Below are 22,994 nucleotides of genomic sequence, written 5' to 3' on the forward strand. Positions count from 1 at the left end.
GTCCGATGCAAAATCCTCGACTTTGGCGCATTTTCATGCGAGTGGCGGGTCATGAGCCTTGATATGAAGATATGCGGATTGAAAACCGACGAAGCAGTTGCCGCTGCCCTCGACGGTGGCGCCACGCATATCGGCTTCATCTTCTTTGCAAAGAGCCCGCGCAATATTAACCCTGCCGAGGCCGGTCGTCTGCGCCGCGCCGCCGCAGGCCGAGCAAAGGCCGTTGCCGTTACCGTTGACGCCGACGATGCCGCGCTCGATGCGATCGTTTCGGAAATGGCGCCTGATATGCTGCAGTTGCACGGCCACGAGAGCGTCTCGCGCGTGCGGCAGGTGAAAGCGCGTTATGGCCTCCCGGTGATCAAGGTCTTCTCGCTGCGCGAGCGCGGCGACCTTGCGCAGATCGAACCGTACATCGGCATCGCCGATCGGCTGATGTTCGATGCCAAGGCACCTGCAGGCTCGGCCTTGCCGGGTGGCAATGGCGTCGCGTTCGATTGGCAGGTCTTGAGTGAGCTTGGCGGCTCGCTCGATTACATTCTGTCCGGCGGGCTGAATGCCGGTAATATCGGCCAGGCATTGCAGGAGACATTGCCGGGCGGCATTGATATTTCATCCGGCGTCGAATCGGCGCCCGGCGTTAAGGATGTCGGGCTTATCAAGGAATTTTTCAGGGCCGTGCGCGCTGCCAAAAGCGCCGATGCGGCTTAAGGCGGGCAGTCGCTTCGGCGACTATTCCAGGAACGGAGTGGAGCAGTGAACAAGGTGGTTGAGCCCAATTCATTCAAGACAGGTCCCGACGAAGAGGGCATGTTCGGCATTTTCGGCGGGCGCTTTGTTGCCGAAACGCTGATGCCGCTCATTCTTGAATTGCAGCAGGCCTATGACGACGCCAAGAATGATCCGGCCTTCAAGGCTGAGCTTCAGGCGCTTTCCACGCACTATGCCGGCCGCCCGTCCAAGCTCTATTATGCCGAGGGCCTGACCCGGCACGTGCGCCAGCTCGCCAAGGATAAGGGCGGCAATGGCGGCGCCAAGATCTACTTCAAGCGCGAAGACCTCAATCACACCGGCAGCCACAAGATCAACAATTGCCTGGGGCAAATCCTGCTCGCCAAGCGCATGGGCAAGACCCGCATCATCGCCGAAACCGGCGCCGGACAGCATGGCGTCGCCTCGGCGACTGTGTCGGCCCGCTTCGGGCTCCCCTGCGTCGTCTATATGGGCGCGACCGACGTCGAACGGCAGAAGCCGAACGTCTTCCGCATGAAGCTGCTTGGTGCCGAAGTGAAGCCGGTTTCCTCCGGCCATGGCACGCTCAAGGATGCCATGAACGAGGCGCTGCGCGACTGGGTCACCAATGTCGACGACACCTACTACCTGATCGGCACTGCCGCTGGTCCCCATCCCTATCCCGAACTCGTTCGCGACTTCCAGTCCGTCATCGGCATTGAGGCACGCGAGCAGATCCTCGAACAGGAGGGACGCCTGCCCGACACGATCATTGCTGCCGTCGGCGGCGGGTCCAACGCAATCGGCCTGTTCCACCCGTTCCTCGACGACAAGAGCGTCGAGATCATCGGCATCGAGGCTGGCGGACGAGGGCTTGACGGTATCGAACATTGTGCCTCGATGAGCGCAGGCCGTCCCGGCGTTTTGCACGGCAACCGCACCTACCTCCTGCAGGATGAGGATGGCCAGATCCTTGACGGCCACTCGGTTTCGGCCGGCCTCGATTATCCGGGCGTCGGACCGGAGCATTCCTGGCTGCGCGATACGGGCCGCGTTTCCTACGTGCCGATCCTTGACAATGAGGCGCTCGACGCCTTCCAGCTGACCACACGCGTAGAGGGTATTATTCCGGCGCTCGAATCCGCCCACGCCATCGCGCACGCGGTGAAGATCGCGCCGCAGATGGCGCAGGACAAGATCATGATCGTCAATCTATCCGGCCGCGGCGACAAGGACGTACACACGGTCGGCAAACTGCTTGGAATGGACATCTGATCATGACGACGCGTATCGACAGGAAATTTGCTGCACTGAAAGCCGAGGGTCGTCCGGCGCTCGTGACCTACTTCATGGGCGGCGACCCGGATTTCGACACCTCGCTCAAGATCATGAAGTCGTTGCCGGTCTCGGGTTCCGATATCATCGAACTCGGCGTGCCCTTTTCCGATCCCATGGCTGATGGCCCCGCCATTCAGGCTGCGGGCCTGCGGGCGCTGAAAAAAGGCATGACCCTGACCAAGACCCTGGAGCTTGCCGGGCAGTTTCGCGCGAGCGACGATACGACCCCGATCGTGCTGATGGGCTACTACAATCCCATCTACATTTATGGTGTCGACCGCTTCGTGAAGGATGCCGTTGCTGCGGGAATCGATGGTCTCATCATTGTCGACCTGCCGCCTGAAATGGATGAAGAGCTGTGCATCCCCGCCATCAAGGCCGGGATCAACTTCATTCGCCTGGCGACGCCGACGACGGACGAAAAGCGCCTGCCGAAAGTGCTGCAGAACACCTCCGGCTTCGTCTATTACGTATCGATGACCGGCATCACCGGTTCGGCGCTTCCCGACACGTCGAAGGTTGCGAGCGCCGTCGAGCGGATCAAGAAGCACACGGACCTTCCGGTCGTCGTCGGTTTCGGCGTCAAGACCGCAGAACAGGCAAAGGTTATCGGCAGCGCCGCCGACGGTGTCGTCGTCGGTACGGCGATCATCAATGCCGTTGCCAATACCATCCGTCCCGATGGCTCGCTGGTCGCCGATCCTGCCGAGGCAGTTGCCACCATGGTGCAGGGCCTGTCCAGCGGCGTCAGGGCTGTACGCCTTGCGGCGGCCGAGTAGAAGCTCTAAATCACCTGAACCTTTGACGGAAGAACAGGACCGATCATGAACTGGATCACGAATTACGTTCGGCCAAAGATCAACTCGATGCTTGGCCGCCGTGAAATGCCGGAGAATCTCTGGATCAAGGATCCGGAGTCCGGAGAGATGGTCTTCCACACGGATCTCGAAAAGAACCAGTGGGTCGTGCCGTCTTCCGGCCACCACATGCGCATTCCGGCGCGTGATCGGCTGCGCTTTTTCTTCGATGACGGGATTTTCGAGACGCTCGAGCAGCCCAAGGTCGCCATCGATCCTTTGAAATTCCGCGATGAGAAGCGCTATATCGACCGCCTCAAGGAACATCGCACCAAGACCGGGCAGGACGACGCAATCATCAACGCCCTCGGCACCATCGAGGGTCTGCCGATCGTCGTCACGATCCACGACTTCAGCTTCATGGGCGGTTCGCTCGGGATGGCAGCGGGCGAGGCAATCATCAAGGGTTTTGAAACAGCGATCGCACAGAAGAAGCCGCTTGTGCTCTTTGCCGCATCGGGCGGGGCGCGCATGCAAGAGGGCATTCTTTCGCTGATGCAGCTGCCGCGCACCACGGTTGCCGTGGAAATGCTGAAGGAAGCCGGCCTGCCCTATATCGTCGTCCTGACCAATCCGACGACCGGCGGCGTCTCCGCATCCTATGCCATGCTCGGCGATATCCATATTGCAGAACCAGGCGCCCTGATCGGCTTTGCCGGGCAGCGCGTCATCGAACAGACCATCCGCGAGAAACTGCCGGAAGGTTTCCAGCGCGCCGAATATTTGAAAACCCACGGCATGGTCGACATGGTGGTGCCGCGGCCGCAGCTCAAGACGACTATTGCCCGGCTCCTCAAGATGATGATGGGCCAGCCGGCGACGGAAATTGCCGAGGAGACCGATGTGCCGAATGGTCTCGCCACCACCGCTTTGCCGGTTCCGGCCAAGGCCGATTCCTGATGCCGCTGCGCCATACCTAAAGCCGGATGTGCAATGTCGTCGCATGCTGAAAAGGAAATAGAACGGCTGCTCGGCTTGCACCCGAAGGGCTTCGACCTGTCGCTCGGCCGGATCACACGCCTGCTCGACACGTTGGGCAATCCGCATCTGAGACTCCCGCCGGTGATCCATGTCGCCGGGACCAACGGCAAGGGTTCGGCGGTAGCCTTCTCTCGCGCACTGCTCGAGGCTGCGGGCTATACCGCGCATGTGCATACCTCCCCCCATCTCGTGCGCTGGCATGAGCGTTACAGGCTCGGTGCGCCGGGCGGCGGCAAGATTGTCGAGGATGCGGTTCTGGCTGAAGCGGTAAAGCGCGTTGCCGAAGCCAACGCGGGGCAGGCGATCACCGTTTTTGAAATTTTGACGGCAGTCACCTTTGTGCTTTTTTCCGAGCACCCGGCGGACGCCGTTGTCCTTGAAGTTGGTCTTGGTGGACGATTCGACGCGACAAATGTAATCCCGGAGCCGGCGGTCAGCGTCATCATGCCGATCTCGCTCGACCACCAACCCTATCTTGGCGATCGTGTGGAGCTCATTGCAGCCGAGAAGGCGGGCATTATCAAGCCGCGTTGCCCCGTCGTTATTGGCGCGCAGGACGAAGAAGCCGTGCGCATGGTCCTGATCGAGACCGCCGAGCGCCGCGATTGTCCCTATGCCGTCTATGGTCAGGATTTCCTGAGCTTCGAAGAGCGCGGTCGCATGATCTACCAGGACAATACCGGCCTGATGGATCTGCCCCTGCCGAACCTTCTTGGCCGGCACCAACTGGCCAATGCGGCCGCGGCCATCCAGGCCGTGCGGACCGCCGGCTTTAAAGTTCCCGAACAGGCCGTTGAGCGCGCCATGACCACCGTGGAGTGGCCGGCGCGCATGCAGCGCCTCGTCAAGGGCAAGCTTGTTGAACTATCCGTACCCGGTTCGGAGATCTGGCTCGACGGCGGGCACAATCCCGGTGCGGGCCTCGTGGTCGCAGAGGCGATCGCCACCCTTGAAGACCGCAGCCAGCGCCCGCTTTTCCTCATTACGGGCATGATCAATACCAAGGACCCGGTGGGATACTTCCAGGCATTCACCGGCATGGCGCGCCACGTCTATACGGTGCCGATCCGCTCCAGCGGCGCCGGTATCCCCCACGACGAGCTGGCAATCGCTGCCAATGAAGCGGGTCTTTCCGCCGAGCCGGTGCATTCGGTGGAGAATGCCCTGAAAATCTTGCGCGATAGCTGGGACTCCAGCGAGCCCGCGCCGCGCATCCTCATCGGCGGCTCGCTCTATCTTGCCGGCGAAGTGCTCTCCGACAACGCCACGCCGCCACAATAAAAAACCCGGCATAAGGCCGGGTTTTTTATTGTGCAGTCCGGATTGATCAGGCAGCCGAATTTCTGATCCAGTCGCTGAGTTTGCTCTTCGGAGCAGCACCAACGAGGTTGGCGGCAAGTTCGCCATCCTTGAACATCAGAAGGGTCGGGATGGAACGGACGCCGAACTGGGCGGCCAGTTCCGGATTCTCATCGATGTTGACCTTGGCGATCGTGACCTTGCCTTCCATCTCCGAAGCGATTTCCTCGAGGGCCGGCGCGATCATCTTGCAGGGGCCGCACCACTCCGCCCAGAAATCAACGACGACAGGCTGGCCAGCCTGGATTACATCGGACTGAAAATTGCTGGTGTCGATCTTGACGGTAGCCATAGGCTTTTCCTTGTAGGTTTGTTGAATGTGTTGCACATCATGTGGTGAGTCTATCCACACTCGTCAAGCTAGGTCTTGTCACGATTCAGTGCAAAGGTCTACGTGGGTGCCTATCGCAGACGCTCGAGCGCCTCGTTCATGGCCGCCTCGGGAATGTCGACGAGGTGGGGGCCCTCGGTGAAGAGCAAGGCGGTTTCGATGGTCTTGCCGGGGTAAAGTGGCGCCAGCAACTCGCGGTAGAGCGCAAGCTGGGCGACATAGGTTTCCGGTACTTTCGCCAGCATTTGAGGTGCCGGCCGGTTGGTCTTGTAGTCGATGATGACGACGCGATCGCCCACGACGGCGAGTCGGTCGACGACGCCGGATACGGCGTGGTCCTTGCCGCGCAGATGCAATGTCCCCATGACGGCCACCTCTGCCAGCGAGCCTTCGGCAAAGACGGCAGCGAACTTTGCATCGTCGAGGATCGCAAATACCGACCTCCGCGCCACGTCAAGCTCCTGTGGTTCCCAGTCGAACGCGGCCCGCGCCAGATAGCGGTCCGCCGCTGCCATCCGTTGTTCAACGGGGAGATCAGGCAGTGTCTGCAACAGAGCGTGGATGACGATGCCGCGGCGGATGGCAAAGGATGACGTGCCGCGATCCCCGGCGAGAACCGGCGATCCGGTGACCAGCGGGACTTCATCGTCCGGCTCGATCACTACTGACACGCCTGACGGCGCGAGCGGTCGCGGCAGACCCAGTTCGCGCGGCATCGGCTTTCTGAAGGCAGCGGGAAACGCGACCTCGGTGGCTGCCGGCCGGTCTTCGGGAACCGCAATATCGCGATCGTCGGGCTGGGTGATGCGATAGCGCCTCGCGTTGACGCCTTCCACAGGATGATCGAACGGCAGGCTCGCATCGCCGAGACCGGCATCAACCAGATTGTGCCACGTCTCGGGGGCCTGTCTTATGCCGCGATAGCCGCAGACGATCAGGCGGTCTTCGGCGCGGGTCATCCCAACATAGAGCAGGCGCCGATACTCCTCTTCGGCGCGAAGCTTCAAGGTATCGAGCAACGTGCCCGTGAATGCTGTTGCGTGGAATTTCGACGGTACGAAAAGGAAACCCTTGCCCTGCCAGCCGTCCTGTTCGCGCATATCGAAGGAGACGAGGTTGGGATTCCGTCCGCCGGCCGAAGCCGCGCTGCCGGGATCAACGAGAAAGACCACTGCGGCCTCCAGGCCCTTCGAGGCATGGACGGTCATGATCCTTACTTCGTTGCGGCTCTGGTCGAATTCGCGCTTGATCTCCGGCGTTGCCGCCTCCAGCGTTTCGAGAAAGGCCTGCAGGCCCGGCAATCCGGTGCGCTCGGTCGCGATCGCATAATTCTGGAACTCGTCGATGACGTCACCGGCTTCCTGGCCAAGCCGCGCCAGCAAGTCGCGCCGCGCACCGCCTGGTCCAAGGATATGGGCGTAGAATTCGAAGACAGGGAGCGTATCGGCGCGGCTGCGCCACTCCTTCAGGCGCTGGGCACTAGCATGGAACGTAAGGTCGTCCTCGGCACGGCTGTTCAGCCGGTCGAATAATGTCTCGTTTTCGGTGCGTCCATGGGCAAGGGCGAACAGTTCATCGTCTCCAAGCTTGAACAGCGGGCTCTTCAACAAGGCGGCCAGAGAGAGGTCGTCGGCAGGCAACAACATGAAGCGACCAAGCGCCATCAGGTCCTTGATCGCAATGTGGTCGGTCAGCTTCAGCCGATCTGCCCCGCCGACCGGCACGTGCCGCCGTTTCAGTTCGCGCGACAGGGCATGCATGAACTGGTCGCGCTTGCGCACCAGCACCATGATATCGCGTGCCTCGAGCCTGCGTCCCTGCCCCTGCAACACCTCGCCGTTGTTCAGCCAGAGTTCGATGGTCCTGGCGATCTGCTCGGCGAGCCGCACGGGTGGCGCGCGCAGGCTGTCGACCGGCGTGCGCCAGTCCTCCACCTCCGGGGTCGTGTCCGGCGTCAGCACGTCCCATATTTCAACTTCGCCCGGATCGCTGCCGCGTATGGCTGTGTGGACAGTCGATCCATGATCGCGGCCAAAACCACGGTGCGCTTCGGCCCTTGCAAAAACCTTGTCTACAGCCGAGAGCACGTCCGGGGCGGAGCGGAAAGAGAAATTGAGGCTGACCTTGGCGAAGCTCAGATCCGCCTGATCGGCATTGCGTTCCGTTGCCCTGCCGTGAGCGGCAAAATCCTCCGGAATGGCCCCCTGGAACGAATAGATCGACTGCTTCTCATCACCCACCGCAAACAGAGTGCGGCGTATCTCACGCGCTGTTTTGCCGGCAAAGAATTCCTCGCTGAGCAGCCGGATAACTTTCCACTGGTTGGGACTCGTATCCTGTGCCTCGTCGACAAGTATGTGATCGATGCCCTTGTCGAGCTTGTACTGCACCCAGGGGCCCGCATCCTGGCGTTGCAGTAGATTGACCGTGCGCACGATAAGGTCGTCGAAATCGAGCAGACCGCGAGACCGCTTCATTTCCTGATAGCGGCCGAGCAGTTCGTCCACCAGCACGAATGCGGACAGGGTCAGTCCGATGAGCCTGTATTGCTTGAGGCGGTCAAGGCCGCCGCGCGCCCGCTCCGCCGCCCTTTCGAAGCGATCCTCGAAGTCGGGCACCCTGTCGACCACGGCCCGGGTCGCGAGCTTGGCGCCGCTGACCGGCTCCCCGGATTTCAGGTAGAAGGCTTCTCGCAGAAAGTCCTCCAGTTCCTCGGTGCGGCTCGCCTGCTCGGCGGACCGGATCAGCCACGCAAAGTCGACTGCGCGCCTGGCGCCTTCGGAAATGTCGAGAAGTTCCCCGAGCACCCCATCATCGAGTTCAGGCAGCGGCCAGAACTCGGCGACTATTTCGTCTTCCGCCTCATCGCCTCTAAAACCGAAGTACCCGTAGAAGGTCTGGCGACGCAATCCATCGTGGCCGACTTCGCGGATGAATGACGTGAGGTCATGCCGTTTCACGATGGCTTCATCGAGCAGCGCCTGCAGGCCGAATTCACCGGCCGCGTCGAGCACGTCCCCGAAGGCGCCTGCAAGCTCGACATTGTGATCGAGCCGGGCGGTTTGCAAAAGTTGCCGGCGCGCTTCGCCGACGAGCGCGACCTGCATCAAATCGTCCATCAATTCGAAATGACCGGCGATATTCGCTTCGAGCGGAAACTGATGCAGGATCGCTTCACAGAAGGCGTGGATGGTCTGGATTTTCAACCCGCCCGGTGTCTCGAGCGCGCGGGCAAAGAGGCGGCGTGCCTGCGTCAACCTTTTCGGACCCGGACGTTCCCCGTCGATTTTCTCAATCGTGCGGCTGAGCGCTGCCTCATCCATTGTCGCCCATTCCGACAGGCGGGCAAAGACACGGTTCTGCATGACCGCCGCCGCTGCCTTCGTATAGGTCAGGCAGAGGATCTTGGACGGATCGGTCCCATCCAGCAGCAGCCGGATGACGCGTTCGGTGAGAACATGGGTCTTGCCCGAACCGGCATTCGCCGACACCCAGACGGAGTCCTTCGGGTCGGCGGCGCGGTTCTGGTCGCGAATGGTTTCCACCGGAATGGCGAGCGGCTTCTTCATGATCCTTCACCCTCGTCGTCGGCGCCGCCGGCCGACCATTCCAGCACACGGGCGAGGTGATCATAATCGCCGGTCAGATCGCCCTCCTTGAATGGCAGGGCGCGTGACAGGTATCCTTTGCCGACGTCGCGGTAGGCTTTCAAGAGTTCGCTCAGGCGATGCCATGCCAACTCACCAAGGTCCGGCGCGGACTTCCTGCTGTTGCGGGTTTCTAGAATCGATTCGGGGACAACCTTCCCTCGTGGCCTCAACCGGACATAGAGCAGGTCGGTTGCATTGCGCCGCCCGACCTCATGGAATCCGCCGCGGGCCAGCAACGCCGCTTCCAACGCGAGCTGCGGTGCCAGCAGGACATGCGCCTGCCGAACCGACGGTGTCGAACCGGTCTTGTAGTCGATGATATCGACGGTTCCGTCGCGTCGGATATCGACGCGGTCAGCGCGCCCCGACAAGGTAACGCCGGTCGAATCAACCGCGATCTTTTTGGATGCGATTTCCGCATGCCGTTCGGCGATGAGTTGCGCGCGCCCGCGCTCCCAATTGATGAACTCCGGTACCAGCATCTGAAATCGCGGCCACCAAACCGCGTCGATTTCTTCCGGGAGACCGCTCGCATCAAAATGCCGCCGCCCTATATCCATGAGCTTTGCCATGGCATCGGCATCAATCGGATCGATGTTTTCGCCAGTGAATGCGGCGAGGATGTCATGAAAGAGCGAGCCGCGTTCGGCAACGTCGGGATCGCGGATCAAAGGCTCGATCGGGCGCAGGCGCAGGATGCGCCGCGCAAAAATCGCGTATGGATCACGCCGCAAGGTTTCGATTTCGGTCACCGAGAAATGCTTCGGCCGTGCATCGAGCGGCGGCTTCGGTTCCGGGCGCTTGACGAAATCTTCATCGACGGCGCGATCGATTTCGCGCGCCCAGCCAAGATACTTGCCGCCTCGCTGCCGCAATGTCGCACCGGCATCCTTGCCAAGCACCGTATCCAGCCGTTGCAGCCAGCGGGAGGCCACCGTCGGTGCATTTGCCGAGCGTTGCGAACGGGTAAGAACGACCATACCCATGCCCATCGCCATCTGGAAATCATGGGCTGCAAGGCCGGTCCGTCGTTCCGGCGGTTCGAGCTTGATGATCGACTTCATCGGCCGCGACATGAAAGGATCGTTGCGCGTCTTGCCCGGCCAGGATCCTTCATTCAAACCGCCAATGACGACTGTATCGACGGTTTGCAGGCGGGCTTCGAGCGCGCCCCAGATGAAGAGGCGTGGATGGGCGCCGATTTTCGGCTTCACGACTTCGCCGGCGAGGAGCGCCTCGACCATGGCAGGCCATTCGGCCGGCGCAAATTCCAGACCGGTATCGGCCGAGACGAGGTTGCGCAAGAAAGCCGCAAACTGCTCGCCGGCCGGCCCCTCGTAGAGCGCGGAAATATCGCCATTGTCGTCGCGCACAAGATTTTCAAGCGCGGTAACACTCGCATGAATGATTTCGGGCAAGGCGACGGCGCCGGACTGACCTGCCATGGCAACGATTGGCGCCATGCATCCGCTCAGCGCATCGCAGATCGCTCGCGCCTCCTCGATATCCGTCGCTGACAGGTGCCGCAGCCACATCGGTTCGAAGGGTGTGCCGCTCGTTTGCGCGAGCCGGTGATTAAAGAAGGCTCCAAGGTCCGCAAGGGTCGCGCGTCCGGTCCCTCCACGCAGGGCGACGAGTTCGATGGTCTCTGCCACTTTGCGCACCTTGCCGCGCTGCCCGCCGATGCGCGTCAGCGGATGCTTGAGCAGTGCCAAAAGCGCAGCGGGATCGCCAGGGTTGAATACCGTCTCCAGCGCCAGGCGCATCAACGTCGCCGGCAAGGTCTCGCGGAGTGCATGGCCGCCGGAATCGTCGGCGATGATGTTGAAGCGGGCGAGTTCCGTCGAAACGCGCCGCGCCAGATCCCGATCGGCGGTTACGAGCGCTGCGGTACGACCCGAATCCTCAATCGCTTCGCGCAGGGCCAATGCGGCAGCGAGCGCTTCTTCGCGTTCATTCGCCGCCTCGATCAGACAGATATCGGCAGTGGCTTCGGAAAATGCCCCGCCCGCCCGGTCGAGATATGCCCAAGCCTCGCTGGTGTCGGCGGGTCGCATGGCCTCGCTGACAAGACGCTCACGCGCCCGCATTCCGGGTTGGGGCGTCCCCAGCGGAACGACATCATCGCGCAGAATGCCAAGCTCCCCCAGGAGTTTGCGCAGGCCGTATTGGGGGTGGCCAAACATGGAGGGGTTGTCGTCGACCTTGGTAAGGATATCCCAACTCGCTGGGTCGAGATCGCGATCGAGGCCGGGCAGAACGACCGCTCCTTGCGGCAAGGATGCGATCGCCGCAAGCAGCTTGGCGGTGGCCGGGATCGACCCTGTCGAACCGGCCGCGATCACCGGCCCCGAAGGCGGGCTACGCAAGAGACGTTCGGCCTCCAGTTCGATAAGGCGATTGCGATGCGCAGCGGGATTGGAACGACGGCCCTCCTCCAGGATTTGCGGCCAGACGCCGGTGACGATATCGAGGAATTCGAGCGTGACCTGCCACCAGTTCGGTAGGTCCTCGGCCACGATATTGCCAAGCGTCGCCCAGCCACTCGCCTCGGTTTCAACCTGGTCCATCAGTCCGGCAAGATCGCGCGCCAGCCATATGGCGTCGGCGGTTGTCGCCGGAATGGCAATTTCCTCATTGCCGAAGAGCGCACGCACATGGTCGGGCAAACGCTCGCGCCAAGGTCTTACCAGGCTCGCCAGAAGCAGCAGCCGCTCCGTCGCATTGATGGGCGGCAAAAGATCGAAGAATGCCTCCGAGCCCATGTCGAACATGGCGGCATCTTCGTCCACATCCCCGAGCGGTCGGATGACGGGGAGGATCGCCGATTTCACCGGGCTTTTTTCGACGAGCAGGGAGCGCAAGGTTCGCGCCGCGCGCCGCGTCGGCACGTAGATCGTCGCCCGCGCCAGCGCCATGGGATCGCGAGGGTCGGCGGGAAAGCCCGGGATCAGTGTTCCGGACTGGATGGCTTCGATCAGCGCCGGCAGAAATGGGACGCCGGGAGCAGTGGAAAATACCCGCGGCCGTCTGCGCTCAACCATGAACCTTATGTGCGGCGATGGCCGCTTCCGCCTCGCCGATTGCCGCCGGCGTACCCACCGTCAGCCAAAGGCCGTCCATCTGCACGCCATAGAGCCGGTCCGCAGCAATCGCCGCGTCGAAATAGCGATTGAGCGACGCCTTTCCTTGCGCCTCGCCGGCGAAGATGCGCGGGTGGATGATTGCGGCGCCGGCATAGATATAGGGAGATGTTTCGTCTTTCCCTAGACGACTGAGGCGTCCTTGCTTGTCCATATGAAAATCGCCGCGTCCGTCATAGCCCGTCGCCTGGTACTTGTTCGCGATCATCAGAAGAATATCCATCCGATCATCATCCCACCCTTCCGCGAGCAGGACAAGATTTGAGCGCGCCCTATCGATCCAGAATGTGTCGGCGTTGATGACGTAAAACGGTTCGTTTCCAATCTGATCCAGTGCATTGACGATGCCGCCGGCGGAATCGAGAAGTTCAGCCCGCTCGTCCGATACGATAATCGACGGCAGCCTGTACCCCGCTACATGCTGTTCAATCTGGTCCGCGAGATAGTGGACATTGACGATTGCGCGCTCGACATCCGCAGCACGCAAGGCATCAAGGCCCCAATCCAGCAATGGTTTGCCGGCTACCTTAATCAACGGCTTTGGCGTCGTGAGCGTAAGTGGGGCCATACGCGTACCGAGACCGGCTGCAAGAACCATCGCCGTGCGAGGAGATTTCATCAATGGAACTCCGGATCGAGTATGCCGGCCTTCTCGCACCAATTTCCGATCGGCGCCAGAGCCTCGTGCTGCAACGCACGGATAAAATACATCTGAATGCGTGGGAGATGCTTTAGATAGGCTGGCTTGCCGTCGCGCTCGTCGAGGCGGACAAAAATGCCGAGAATCTTGGCGTTGCGCTGCGCAGCCATGATGGCAAAGGCTTTGCGGAATTTCGCTTCATCGAATTTCGCGTCGGCGGCCCGTCGTTCTGCCAGATATGCCAGGAGCAGATGGTCCTGCAGTTCCGGAGAAATGGTCACCCGCGCATCGAGTACAAGGGACGCGACGTCATAGGCGGAAGGCCCGATCATCGCATCCTGAAAATCGATCAGCCCTACCTGGTCCATGCCTTTCCGGTCGGCGCGCCACAGAATATTGGGCGAATGCACGTCTCTGAGAAGCAGGCTCAGCTCGGCATCTTTGAGTTGGCTAAAGACTTCGTCCCATGCTGCCACATAATCCTGTTTCAACTCGTGCGAGAGTGCTGCGCCACGCATTCGCGGCACATACCACTCCGACAGGAGCTCGACCTCGATCATCATCGCGTCGCGATCGAAGCGGTGGATATGATGTGCATAACCGTCAGCGGCTTCGATGTCCTGCGGCCACGAATATTGATGCAATCTGGCCAGCAGGCGCACCGCCGCCTCATACCGGCCGAGCACCGGGAGCCCCTGCGCATCGAGGATGCCCTCGTTGCCGAGATTCTCGATAATCAGAAAGCCCGCATCGAGATCGGCGGCATGGATTTCGGGAACGGAGAAACCATTTGCTTGAAGCAGTTTGTCGATCGCGACGAAGGCGGTCACCGACTGCGACAGATGCGCAATCTGCATGTAGGTCTTGCCGTCGCGCAGGATCGGACCGCCGGGATTGTAGGACGAGTTCATCAGGATCAGCGGCGACTGACCATCGTTGGCAATCGTCTCGTAGCCGCGCGCCGAGGCGTCGCCGAGAAGATAGCGCCGCTCCGCCGTTGGAAAGCCCGACGAGGCAAGGAAGGCGCGAATGGCGAGGGAGCGTTCGACGCGAGCAAGTGTCGCCGCGTCACCATCGATCCTGACCTCTCGTCCCTCCCTCACGTGGGTAAGCTTGATATGAAGGTTCTCGCGCGGCAGAGCGCCTCCGGCGCGCTCCGCCCACTCGACCAGCACGACGCCATCCTCCAGCGCTTCCTCCAGGCCAAGTTCGTCGACTTCCTCGGCCGAGGAGAGGCGATAGAGATCGACATGGCTGACCGGCAGTCGCAATTCCGGGTAGGATTGAACCAATGTAAATGTGGGACTTGGAACCTCGTAATCATTGTCCGCTGCAATCGTGCGGATGAGACCGCGGGCGAGCGTCGACTTGCCGGCTCCAAGATCGCCCGAAAGAGCCACGAGGTCTCCCTTGCGCAGCGCCAGGGCAAGGTCCTGTCCAAACCGCTCAGTATCCTCAGTCGTTGCCAATTGAACGATGATCGGTGCCATGGACGCCTTATTCGGCAGCGATGCTGAAGGTCCGCGCCTCGAGCGGGAAGCGGCATGTCACCAGCGTGCCTTTGCCGGCGGCGCTTTCAATATCGACTGTGCCGCCATGCAGTTCGACGAAACCCTTGACGATGGAAAGGCCCAATCCGGCGCCGCGCTTGCGCCCGCCATTCGGATAGGGCTGGAATCGCTTGAAGATGCTGTCGAGCACATAGCCCGGCATGCCGGGCCCCTTGTCCTCGACGCTGAACACCATTTCGGCCTGCTCGCGCCAGCAGGACAGGATTACGGTGCTGCCTTCCGGCGCATAGTTGGCGGCATTGCTCAGGAGATTTGCCAGCACTTGCTTCACCCGGCTGGCGTCGGCCCGGAAAGAGCCCGCTCCTGGCGTGATGCGGATGTCGAGAAGGATATTGTGTTCCTTCAGCCGGTCGGCGACTTTTTCCGACGCGGTCGTGATCGCGTCCGCCACGGAAACATCGCTGATATCAAGTTCCATGATCCCCGCATCGACGGTGGCGAGATCTAGAATATCATTGACGATCGTCAAAAGGACCGACGACGAAGTTCCTATATGGTCGAGATAATCGCGTTGCTTCTCGTTCAGCGGCCCCGTCATGGGCGTCTGCAGGAGTTCGGTGAAGCCAATGATATTGGTCAGCGGTGAGCGCAACTCGTAAGAGACGTGCTGTACGAAGTCGTTCTTCAATTCGTCCGTACGTTCGAGCGCTTCGTTCTTCTCCTTCAGGGCTCGCTCAACCTGCACCGAGTCGGTCACATTGACGAAGGTCAGCATGGTCTGACCGTTCGGCAGAGGCGCCGTCGCGTAGGACAATATCTTACCGGTGCTGAGCTCTATATGGCCGGAGAGCGACTGCCGCTCATCGTCAAACCCGGTGACGGTCGTCACGAAAGCTTCCCAGTGCACGGCATCCGAAACCGGTTCGCACAGCCGCCGGACAGCCGAAATATGCATGCCTTCCGCGATCTGTTCCTTTTTCAGCGACCAGAGCGAAGCAAAAGCAGGATTGAAAAGGCGGATCTTGCCGTCTGATCCAAAAACGGCCACACCCTCGGCCAGGTGATCGAGCGTCTGGCCCTGCACCTTGATCAGCGTGTTGTACCGGCTCTGAAGTTCGAGCTTTTCCGTGAGATTCTCGAAGACCCAGGTGACGCCGCCCTTAGGCTGCGGATTGACGATGACCCGCAGCGTACGGCCATCCATCAGGTACCAGAGGTGTTCCTGTGGTTCCACCGAATGATAAGCCGAAAGAACCTGTTCCTTCCAACGACGCCAATCCGGCTGCTCCGGCAAAATGCCGTCACTGCGGAACCTGTCAAGCAGCATGGAATTGTCAGGGTGGCTTTCGAGAAACGCCGTTTCGAGTCCCCAGACCTTGGCAAAGGCCTGGTTGAAGAATTGCAGCTTGCGGTTGGCATCGAACATGGCCACGGCCGAGTTCAACTGGTCCAGCGTGTCGGAATGATTGAGGACGGTTTGCTTGTATTCCTCGCGGATAAGCTCGACTTCGCTGATATCAACGGCGACACCGGCCGAGCCCGTCGTGCCGGCAACGTCGGTCACACGGAAGACGCGCCGGTCTCCGCCTACCACTGTCGACAACTGTTCGTTGAAGCGCCGCGACGCGGCCTTTTCCCGTTCCATGCGTTCGCGTGCCTGTGCGCCGAACAATTCACGCGCCTCACTGACGGCGGCGTGCGGTTCTCGCGCGTCGACTGCCTTGGCGTAAGCAGGATTGGCCCAGTTGAGCCGCCCATCGGCATCGCGGCTCCATGCCGGCATGTCGACCGATTCGAGCAATCCGCGCAGGGTGCCGATCGCTTCGCTCAACTGGTAATTCTCGGTCTTGAGCAGCGCTTGCTCGGCCCTTGCTTCGCCAACATTGATGAAGCGAACAATGGCATATCCGCCCGAGGTACGGCCCTGGATTTCCAGCGGTGCCCCCTTTGTCGTTTCGACGGTGATATCGAAGGGGCGTGCCTTTTCGCGCAAAGCGGCGATGGAGCGATCGAGCAAGGTAACCGAATCCACGCGCAACCAGCGACCGAAGGCAAGGAAGAGCGAGCGGGGCTCCGGCACGCCGATCTCCGGCGGAAGATTGCCGATCAGGTTGGGTGTGCTCGATCCACCTTCCCAGACGATGATGCGCTGATCCTTCAGATTCAGCATGGCCTCGTTGCGCTGCACCGTGACATTGAGATCGGCGACCTTGTCGCGCAACTGGCGGTTCTCATTGGCAATGCGGCTGCGTTCACGGATCAGCCAGCCTGCCGAGAGCAAGGCGGCACCCATGGCGCCAAGGAACATGGCGAACTGGATGACCTCGAACGTGCCGACCTCCACCCCAAAAGGCGTGCTGATCTTGCCAAAAGCATCCTCGGCGCGGGCCGGAAATGAAAACGCCGAAAGAATTGCGAGAGAGGAGCAGGCGCGGCACGCCAAGATCCGCAGTTCCTTCAGCACCGGAAATGCCCGTGCCGGATGTCTCCTGCGAACACCGCTTTCAATCTTCATATCAACCGTCGCTACCCCGTCTGGCGAATGCCCGCTGCTCCTTCCCTTCGATTTTTCAATCGCTTGGCCCACCGGGAACAGCGCTATCCCGAATCACTAGAATAAACCTTGAGCGAATCGACGGGAAGAACTGGCGGTAAAAAAGAAAGCCGGAGAATTTGTCAATCCCCCGGCGTCCATATCTTGTGTCGTTACTAACGAGAATTAATATCTGTAGTGGTCCGACTTGAAGGGACCCTTCGGCGTTACACCAATATAGGCGGCCTGTTCTTCGGAAAGAACCGACAATTTCGCTCCGAGCTTGTCGAGATGCAGGCGCGCGACTTTTTCGTCGAGGTGCTTGGGTAGAACATAGACTTCGTTCTTGTACTTCTCGCCACGGCTGTAGAGCTCGATTTGTGCCAGCACCTGGTTGGTGAAGGAAGCAGACATGACGAAGCTCGGATGGCCGGTCGCGTTACCGAGATTGAGCAGGCGTCCTTCCGACAGAAGCAGCATGCGCTTGCCATCCGGGAATTCGATCATGTCGACCTGCGGCTTGATGTTGGTCCATTTGAGATTGCGCAGCGCTGCGACCTGAATCTCATTGTCGAAGTGCCCGATATTGCCGACGATGACCATGTCCTTCATCTTGCGCATGGTATCGAGCGTGATGACGTCCTTGTTGCCGGTCGTGGTGATCACGATGTCAGCGGTCGGCGCTGCGTCCTCGAGGGTCACGACTTCGAAACCGTCCATGGCAGCCTGCAGCGCGCAGATCGGGTCGACTTCCGTTACCTTGACGCGTGCGCCGGCGCCGTTGAGCGATTGGGCAGAGCCCTTGCCCACGTCGCCGTAGCCACAAACGACGGCAACCTTGCCGGCCATCATCACGTCGGTGGCGCGGCGGATACCGTCGACCAGCGACTCCTTGCAGCCATACTTGTTGTCGAACTTCGACTTGGTGACGCTGTCATTGACATTGATCGCCGGGAAGGGAAGCAAGCCCTTCTTCTGCAGCTGATACAGGCGATTGACGCCCGTCGTCGTCTCTTCCGTGACGCCCTTGATGGCTTCGCGTTGCTTGGTGAAGAAGCCGGGTGTTTCCTTCATGCGCTTCTTGATCTGCGCAAACAGGATTTCCTCTTCCTCGCTGCCGGGATTGGAAAGAACGTCCTCGCCAGCTTCGGCGCGGGCGCCGATAAGGATATACATGGTGGCATCGCCGCCATCGTCGAGGATCATATTCGACGGCTGACCGTCCGGCCACTGGAAAATCTGGTCCGTGTAGGTCCAATATTCCTCAAGGGTTTCGCCCTTGACCGCAAAGACCGGCGTGCCGGTAGCAGCAATTGCAGCTGCAGCGTGATCCTGCGTCGAGAAGATGTTGCACGACGCCCAGCGCACCTCGGCCCCAAGCGCCTGCAGGGTTTCAATCAGAACGGCGGTCTGGATCGTCATATGCAGCGAACCGGTGATCCGGGCGCCCTTCAGCGGCTGCAACGGGCCAAATTCCTCGCGGCTCGCCATCAGGCCCGGCATTTCTGTCTCGGCGATCTCGATTTCCTTGCGGCCCCACGAGGCCAGCTCAAGGTCCTTGACGATATAATCCTGCTTCTCGGCCATCTGTGCCAACTCCATTTTTCGCAAATTCCGTATGGCCGCGCGCTTGAACAGCGTGGCCGGAGATGGAGTTGACTAGCAGATTAGGGCGCGCCGCACAATGGGACATAAAGAAATCCTTATGCGTGCATATCCAATTTTGAGCGATCTTAATTATCGACGCTCAAGCTTCTTCGCCGAACTTGTCGGCGATCAGCGAACCGAGCGCTTGCATCACCTCGCGCGCCTGCACACCGGATGCGCTGACTTTTATGCAGCAACCAGGCGAAGCGGCGAGCATCATCAGGCCCATGATCGATGTTCCGCCGACTGTCATGCCATCTTTCTCGACGCGGACATGCGCATCAAAACCATCGACAAGTTGAACGAACTTGGCGGAGGCGCGCGCGTGCAAGCCGCGGCGATTGATGATTTCGAATGACTCCACAAGCGCGTTGTCCGGGTTGAACGTACCGGTCGTTTCTGCAGTCAGGCGCATTCATGACCTCTATTTGGCTGTCAGCACCTGGCTGGCCACGTTAATATATTTTCGACCGGCGTCCTGGCCTTCGCGCAACGACGCCGCCATGTCATTAGTCAGGCGAACGCTGGAGAGCTTGATAAGCATCGGCAGGTTCACGCCCGCAATCACTTCGATCTTGCCCGATTCCATCACGGATATGGCGAGATTGGAAGGCGTCCCGCCAAACATGTCCGTCAGGATAATAACACCCGAACCATTGTCGGCGCGGGCAACTGCATCGACGATATCCCGGCGACGCTGTTCCATATCATCATCCGCACCGATCGATACGGTTTCCAAATATTCCTGTTGGCCGACCACATGCTCAACAGCATGATGAAATTCTTCGGCCAGTCTTCCGTGCGTCACAAGCACGAGTCCGATCATTCTGAAACTGCTCCTGTCGCGCCGCGCCCTTCAGCTTGGGCTTTTTTCCGCGCATTGAATGCCCCGTTTGGCAGGTGTCGCATTCTGGCAGGACGAATCGCGAAGGCAAGTGGAAAAATGGCGCCACCAAGACGCATAGTCATTTTACCGCAGTGCAAAAGGGCAACCATCTGGATTAGCTCGTTAATTTTTTCCATTGGGGCTCAAAGAGCCACGCCTCGATGGCCCTGCAAGCGGATTCCACCTCGCCTTTTGGTAGGCGGAGACGCTGAATTGCGACGCCTTGAAGTTGTGTCGTCTCCTCACAAGCAAATCGAACTGCCTCTGCTTTATCGACGAGTTCGACAACAAGATGAATGACGGCAGTGCCTTCATGCTCGACCGCGTGAAGCCCCGACCCGCGCACCTCGATTCCGCCCCGCAGCGATGCCGGTGCCGAACAGACGAGACGTCGCGAAGATGGGTACAATTGGCATTGGTCATCACTGACAAGCGCGGCAAACGTGCCCCTGGCGTTGGTACGCTCGATGAGTGCCCGCGCTATTGACGATTTCCCGGCACCGGACGGGCCGACGATCAGGACGCCGCGGTCGGCGACGATGAGGGCCGTTGCATGGATCAGTTCTTCCGGCATGCGCGCCATCAAGCCTCAACTGGCAGAATGGCGGTAAAGCGGGCGCCGAGATAATTCTCCGGATCCTTGGGATCTGGAATGTTTTCGGCATTGAGCGTCCCGCCATGCGCCTCGATGATCTGGCGGCTGATCGAAAGCCCGAGACCGGAATTCTGGCCAAAGGCCTCCCCGGCAGGCCGGTCGGTGTAGAAGCGCTCGAAAATGCGATCTATCTGCTCCACACGGATGCCCGGGCCATTGTCCTCGACGAGAATGCGGATGCGATCACCCATGTGCTGCAGCGAAACGGTAATGACGCCCCCTTCGATCGGGACGAAGGAGCGCGCATTCTCGATGAGGTTGGAGACGACCTGGCCCAGACGAAGATCGTGGCCGACGACATAGAAGCCCTTGCGGTTGTTTGGAAGCTTGCCGACGACCAGCTCGATGCGCGTGTCTTTCTTGTTGCGGCGGACTTCGCGGGCCGCTGTCACGAGATTGCCGAGAAGCATCTTGAGGTCGACATGCTCGGAATCTTCGCGGGCCAGTTCAGCATCGAGACGGGAGGCGTCGGAGATATCGGTGATCAGGCGGTCAAGGCGCTTCACATCGTGCTGGATGACATCCATCAGGCGTTTGCGCGACTCGTCGTTCTTCGCAAGCGGCAAGGTTTCGACGGCGCTGCGCAGAGAAGTAAGCGGGTTCTTCAGTTCATGGCTGACATCGGCCGCAAAGCTTTCTATCGACTCGATCCTGGCATAGAGCGCGTTGGTCATGTCGCGGATGGACGTCGATAGATGGCCGATCTCATCCTGGCGTTCGGAGAAATCCGGAATCTCTTCGCGGTTCTTCACGCCATGGCGCACGCGATCGGCCGCGGCGGCGAGACGCCGCAACGGATTGGCGATGGTGGATGCCAGAAACAGGGAAAGGATCGCCATGACCAGGGCCGCAACCGTGAAGACGCGGATGATCGCGTAACGTTCGCCCTGGACGATCTTGTCGATGTCGCCGCCTTCGGTGGAAAGCAGCAGAACGCCGAGAACAGCACGGAAACGCTGGATAGGAACGGCGACGGAAACGATCTGCTCGCCCTTCTCGGTCATACGCACGACAGTTGCCGGCGAACCCGTCAGCGCCTTGACGATTTCCGGATAGGACGAACCATTGCCGCCCGGCTGCTCCTGGTAGATCGGCAGGTCGCTGCGGCGCAGCAGCCTCGTCATGCGATTGGTCAAACGCTCGAAGAAACTGGGCTCTTCCCCATCGATGGGTGGCAATTCATAACGCAGCACCTGTCCGCGCGAATAAAGGTGGCGGGAATCGAGAAGCAGGTTCGAGTCGCGGTCGTAGATGCGGGCGCGCGTGCGCGTCGGCGAGATGAGGCGGCGAAGAACTGGGGCAACGCGTTCCGGATTGATCGGGAAATCGAGATTGTCGAGAACGTCCGGCGATGGCGTGATGCTTTGGCCGGCCTGGAGTTCAAGCAGCTTTTCCGGATCTATGGCGATCGAATTGGTGTCGACGGTCGCTGATGAGGCAATGGCGCCTGCAATGATCTCGCCCTGCGTCATCAGGCTTTCGACGCGGGCATCAATCAAACCGTCGCGGAACTGATTGAGATACATGATGCCGGACAAGAGAACGGCGAGGCCGGCGAGGTTGAGGAAGAGGATGCGTCGCGTGAGGCTCGAGAAAAGATAGTTGCCGAAGACGCGGTTAAGCGGCTTGAAGAAGCGACGCAAAGCAAGCGAGCGCTTCCGGCGCATGACGGCGCTCTTGCGCGTAATATTGCCGCTTTGCAGCCCGGCTACCATTTATTCCTCAAAGAACCTTGATCGCGGCGTCTCATGGCATTCATAGCGCCACGAGACAACCTTGTTTTACAGCGGATCACACGCCTGTGAAAGCAAAGGGCCCGCTCAAGCCCATCCATCAATTAACCTATACCGCGGCTATTCTATCAGGTTTCGCGAAAACGGTAGCCCACGCCGTAAAGTGTTTCGATCATGTCGAAATCGTCGTCGACGACCTTGAACTTCTTGCGCAGGCGCTTGATGTGGCTGTCGATGGTGCGATCGTCGACATAGACCTGCTCGTCATAGGCGGCATCCATGAGCGCATCGCGGCTCTTGACCACGCCGGGGCGCTGCGCCAGCGAATGCAGAATCAGGAACTCGGTAACCGTCAGCGTCACCGGCTCGCCCATCCATGTGCAGGTGTGGCGTTCCTGGTCCATGACCAACTGGCCGCGCTCGAGCGATTTCGCTTGCGGGCTACCGGGCTTGACCGTGCCATCACGCGCGGCGACGCGGCGCAGCACGGCTTTGACCCGCTCGACGAGCAGGCGCTGCGAGAACGGTTTGGTGATAAAGTCGTCCGCACCCATCTTGAGGCCGAACAACTCATCGATCTCGTCATCCTTGGAGGTAAGGAAGATGACCGGCAGGTCGGACTTCTGGCGCAGGCGGCGCAGCAACTCCATACCGTCCATGCGGGGCATCTTGATGTCGAAAATGGCAAGGTTCGGCGGGCGCGCCATCAGGCCGTCGAGCGCGGAGGCGCCATCCGTATAGGTTTCGACGCGATAGCCTTCCGATTCGAGCGCAATCGAAACGGACGTCAGAATGTTGCGGTCGTCATCGACGAGCGCGATTGTTTGCATTGCGGGGACTTCCCTCATGCGCTGCCTTCCTTATGCCATTGGTCTGCACAGCTTGTGCAGTACAAATTAGGTACAAAATGTGGCACAGATCCGCGGCGGTGTCACCCGGACCGGTCCGGGTCTGTCTTACGTAAAGGGAAGAGCACGGAAATTTCCCCTTACTTAAAC

General features: G+C 60.3%; 17 protein-coding genes. 5 read left to right on the plus strand and 12 right to left on the minus strand.

From position 1 onward, the window contains the following. The first annotated feature begins 51 nt into the window (after positions 1 to 51). Genes BM074_RS06860 through BM074_RS06880 form a run of 5 tightly spaced genes read left to right on the plus strand, consistent with a single transcriptional unit; the run spans position 52 to position 5,189 of the window. Positions 52 to 711, plus strand: coding sequence for a phosphoribosylanthranilate isomerase (locus tag BM074_RS06860; RefSeq protein ID WP_091920674.1), 660 nt, complete (start codon positions 52 to 54; stop codon positions 709 to 711). A 45-nt stretch (positions 712 to 756) separates the two neighbouring features. Beyond that, entirely contained in the window at positions 757 to 2,007 is a 1,251-nt protein-coding gene (gene trpB / locus BM074_RS06865; protein ID WP_027230893.1) for a tryptophan synthase subunit beta, read from the plus strand. A gap of 2 nt (positions 2,008 to 2,009) precedes the next feature. Further along, positions 2,010 to 2,849, plus strand: coding sequence for a tryptophan synthase subunit alpha (gene trpA / locus BM074_RS06870; protein ID WP_091920676.1), 840 nt, complete (start codon positions 2,010 to 2,012; stop codon positions 2,847 to 2,849). Between the two features lie 45 nt (positions 2,850 to 2,894). Beyond that, entirely contained in the window at positions 2,895 to 3,827 is a 933-nt protein-coding gene (gene accD, locus BM074_RS06875) for an acetyl-CoA carboxylase, carboxyltransferase subunit beta (RefSeq protein ID WP_027230895.1), read from the plus strand. 33 nt (positions 3,828 to 3,860) lie between these two features. After that, positions 3,861 to 5,189 carry a bifunctional folylpolyglutamate synthase/dihydrofolate synthase gene (locus BM074_RS06880; protein ID WP_091920678.1) on the plus strand — a complete coding sequence of 443 codons (1,329 nt, stop codon included), beginning with the start codon at positions 3,861 to 3,863 and terminating at the stop codon, positions 5,187 to 5,189. 46 nt (positions 5,190 to 5,235) lie between these two features. On the opposite strand, the gene trxA is transcribed toward BM074_RS06880, so the two are convergent. The 12 genes from trxA to BM074_RS06940 all read right to left on the minus strand — a co-directional run bounded on the left by trxA (position 5,236) and on the right by BM074_RS06940 (position 22,844). Then, positions 5,236 to 5,559 carry a thioredoxin gene (gene trxA, locus BM074_RS06885; protein ID WP_027230897.1) on the minus strand — a complete coding sequence of 108 codons (324 nt, stop codon included), beginning with the start codon at positions 5,557 to 5,559 and terminating at the stop codon, positions 5,236 to 5,238. A 110-nt stretch (positions 5,560 to 5,669) separates the two neighbouring features. Further along, the gene (gene addA / locus BM074_RS06890; RefSeq protein ID WP_091920680.1) at positions 5,670 to 9,167 is read right to left on the minus strand and encodes a double-strand break repair helicase AddA; all 3,498 of its coding nucleotides are present in this window, start codon (positions 9,165 to 9,167) and stop codon (positions 5,670 to 5,672) included. Continuing rightward, positions 9,164 to 12,292 carry a double-strand break repair protein AddB gene (gene addB / locus BM074_RS06895; RefSeq protein ID WP_091920682.1) on the minus strand — a complete coding sequence of 1,043 codons (3,129 nt, stop codon included), beginning with the start codon at positions 12,290 to 12,292 and terminating at the stop codon, positions 9,164 to 9,166. Before addB ends, addA begins: the two co-directional genes overlap by 4 nt. Beyond that, positions 12,285 to 13,010 carry a nucleotidyltransferase family protein gene (locus BM074_RS06900; RefSeq protein ID WP_091920684.1) on the minus strand — a complete coding sequence of 242 codons (726 nt, stop codon included), beginning with the start codon at positions 13,008 to 13,010 and terminating at the stop codon, positions 12,285 to 12,287. Before BM074_RS06900 ends, addB begins: the two co-directional genes overlap by 8 nt. Then, complete coding sequence (gene tsaE, locus BM074_RS06905) at positions 13,010 to 14,521, minus strand: tRNA (adenosine(37)-N6)-threonylcarbamoyltransferase complex ATPase subunit type 1 TsaE (RefSeq protein WP_091920686.1); 1,512 nt, start codon at positions 14,519 to 14,521, stop codon at positions 13,010 to 13,012. Before tsaE ends, BM074_RS06900 begins: the two co-directional genes overlap by 1 nt. Before the next feature lie 7 nt (positions 14,522 to 14,528). After that, positions 14,529 to 17,057, minus strand: coding sequence for a sensor histidine kinase (locus BM074_RS06910; RefSeq protein WP_091920688.1), 2,529 nt, complete (start codon positions 17,055 to 17,057; stop codon positions 14,529 to 14,531). Between the two features lie 204 nt (positions 17,058 to 17,261). Further along, a complete protein-coding gene (gene ahcY, locus BM074_RS06915) occupies positions 17,262 to 18,662 on the minus strand; it encodes an adenosylhomocysteinase (protein WP_091921542.1) in 1,401 nt (466 codons plus the stop codon). A gap of 160 nt (positions 18,663 to 18,822) precedes the next feature. Next, entirely contained in the window at positions 18,823 to 19,137 is a 315-nt protein-coding gene (locus BM074_RS06920; RefSeq protein WP_027230904.1) for an HPr family phosphocarrier protein, read from the minus strand. A gap of 9 nt (positions 19,138 to 19,146) precedes the next feature. Beyond that, entirely contained in the window at positions 19,147 to 19,548 is a 402-nt protein-coding gene (locus BM074_RS06925) for a PTS sugar transporter subunit IIA (protein WP_027230905.1), read from the minus strand. A gap of 175 nt (positions 19,549 to 19,723) precedes the next feature. After that, a complete protein-coding gene (locus BM074_RS06930) occupies positions 19,724 to 20,182 on the minus strand; it encodes an HPr kinase/phosphorylase (RefSeq protein ID WP_175498919.1) in 459 nt (152 codons plus the stop codon). A gap of 8 nt (positions 20,183 to 20,190) precedes the next feature. After that, positions 20,191 to 21,978 (minus strand): sensor histidine kinase, encoded by a 1,788-nt coding sequence (locus BM074_RS06935; RefSeq protein WP_027230907.1) that lies wholly within the window; start codon positions 21,976 to 21,978, stop codon positions 20,191 to 20,193. Between the two features lie 146 nt (positions 21,979 to 22,124). Next, positions 22,125 to 22,844 (minus strand): response regulator transcription factor, encoded by a 720-nt coding sequence (locus BM074_RS06940; protein WP_027230908.1) that lies wholly within the window; start codon positions 22,842 to 22,844, stop codon positions 22,125 to 22,127. Positions 22,845 to 22,994 lie beyond the last annotated feature (150 nt).

It is taken from the genome of Phyllobacterium sp. CL33Tsu (genome assembly GCF_900113985.1).
Taxonomy (GTDB): domain Bacteria; phylum Pseudomonadota; class Alphaproteobacteria; order Rhizobiales; family Rhizobiaceae; genus Phyllobacterium; species Phyllobacterium pellucidum.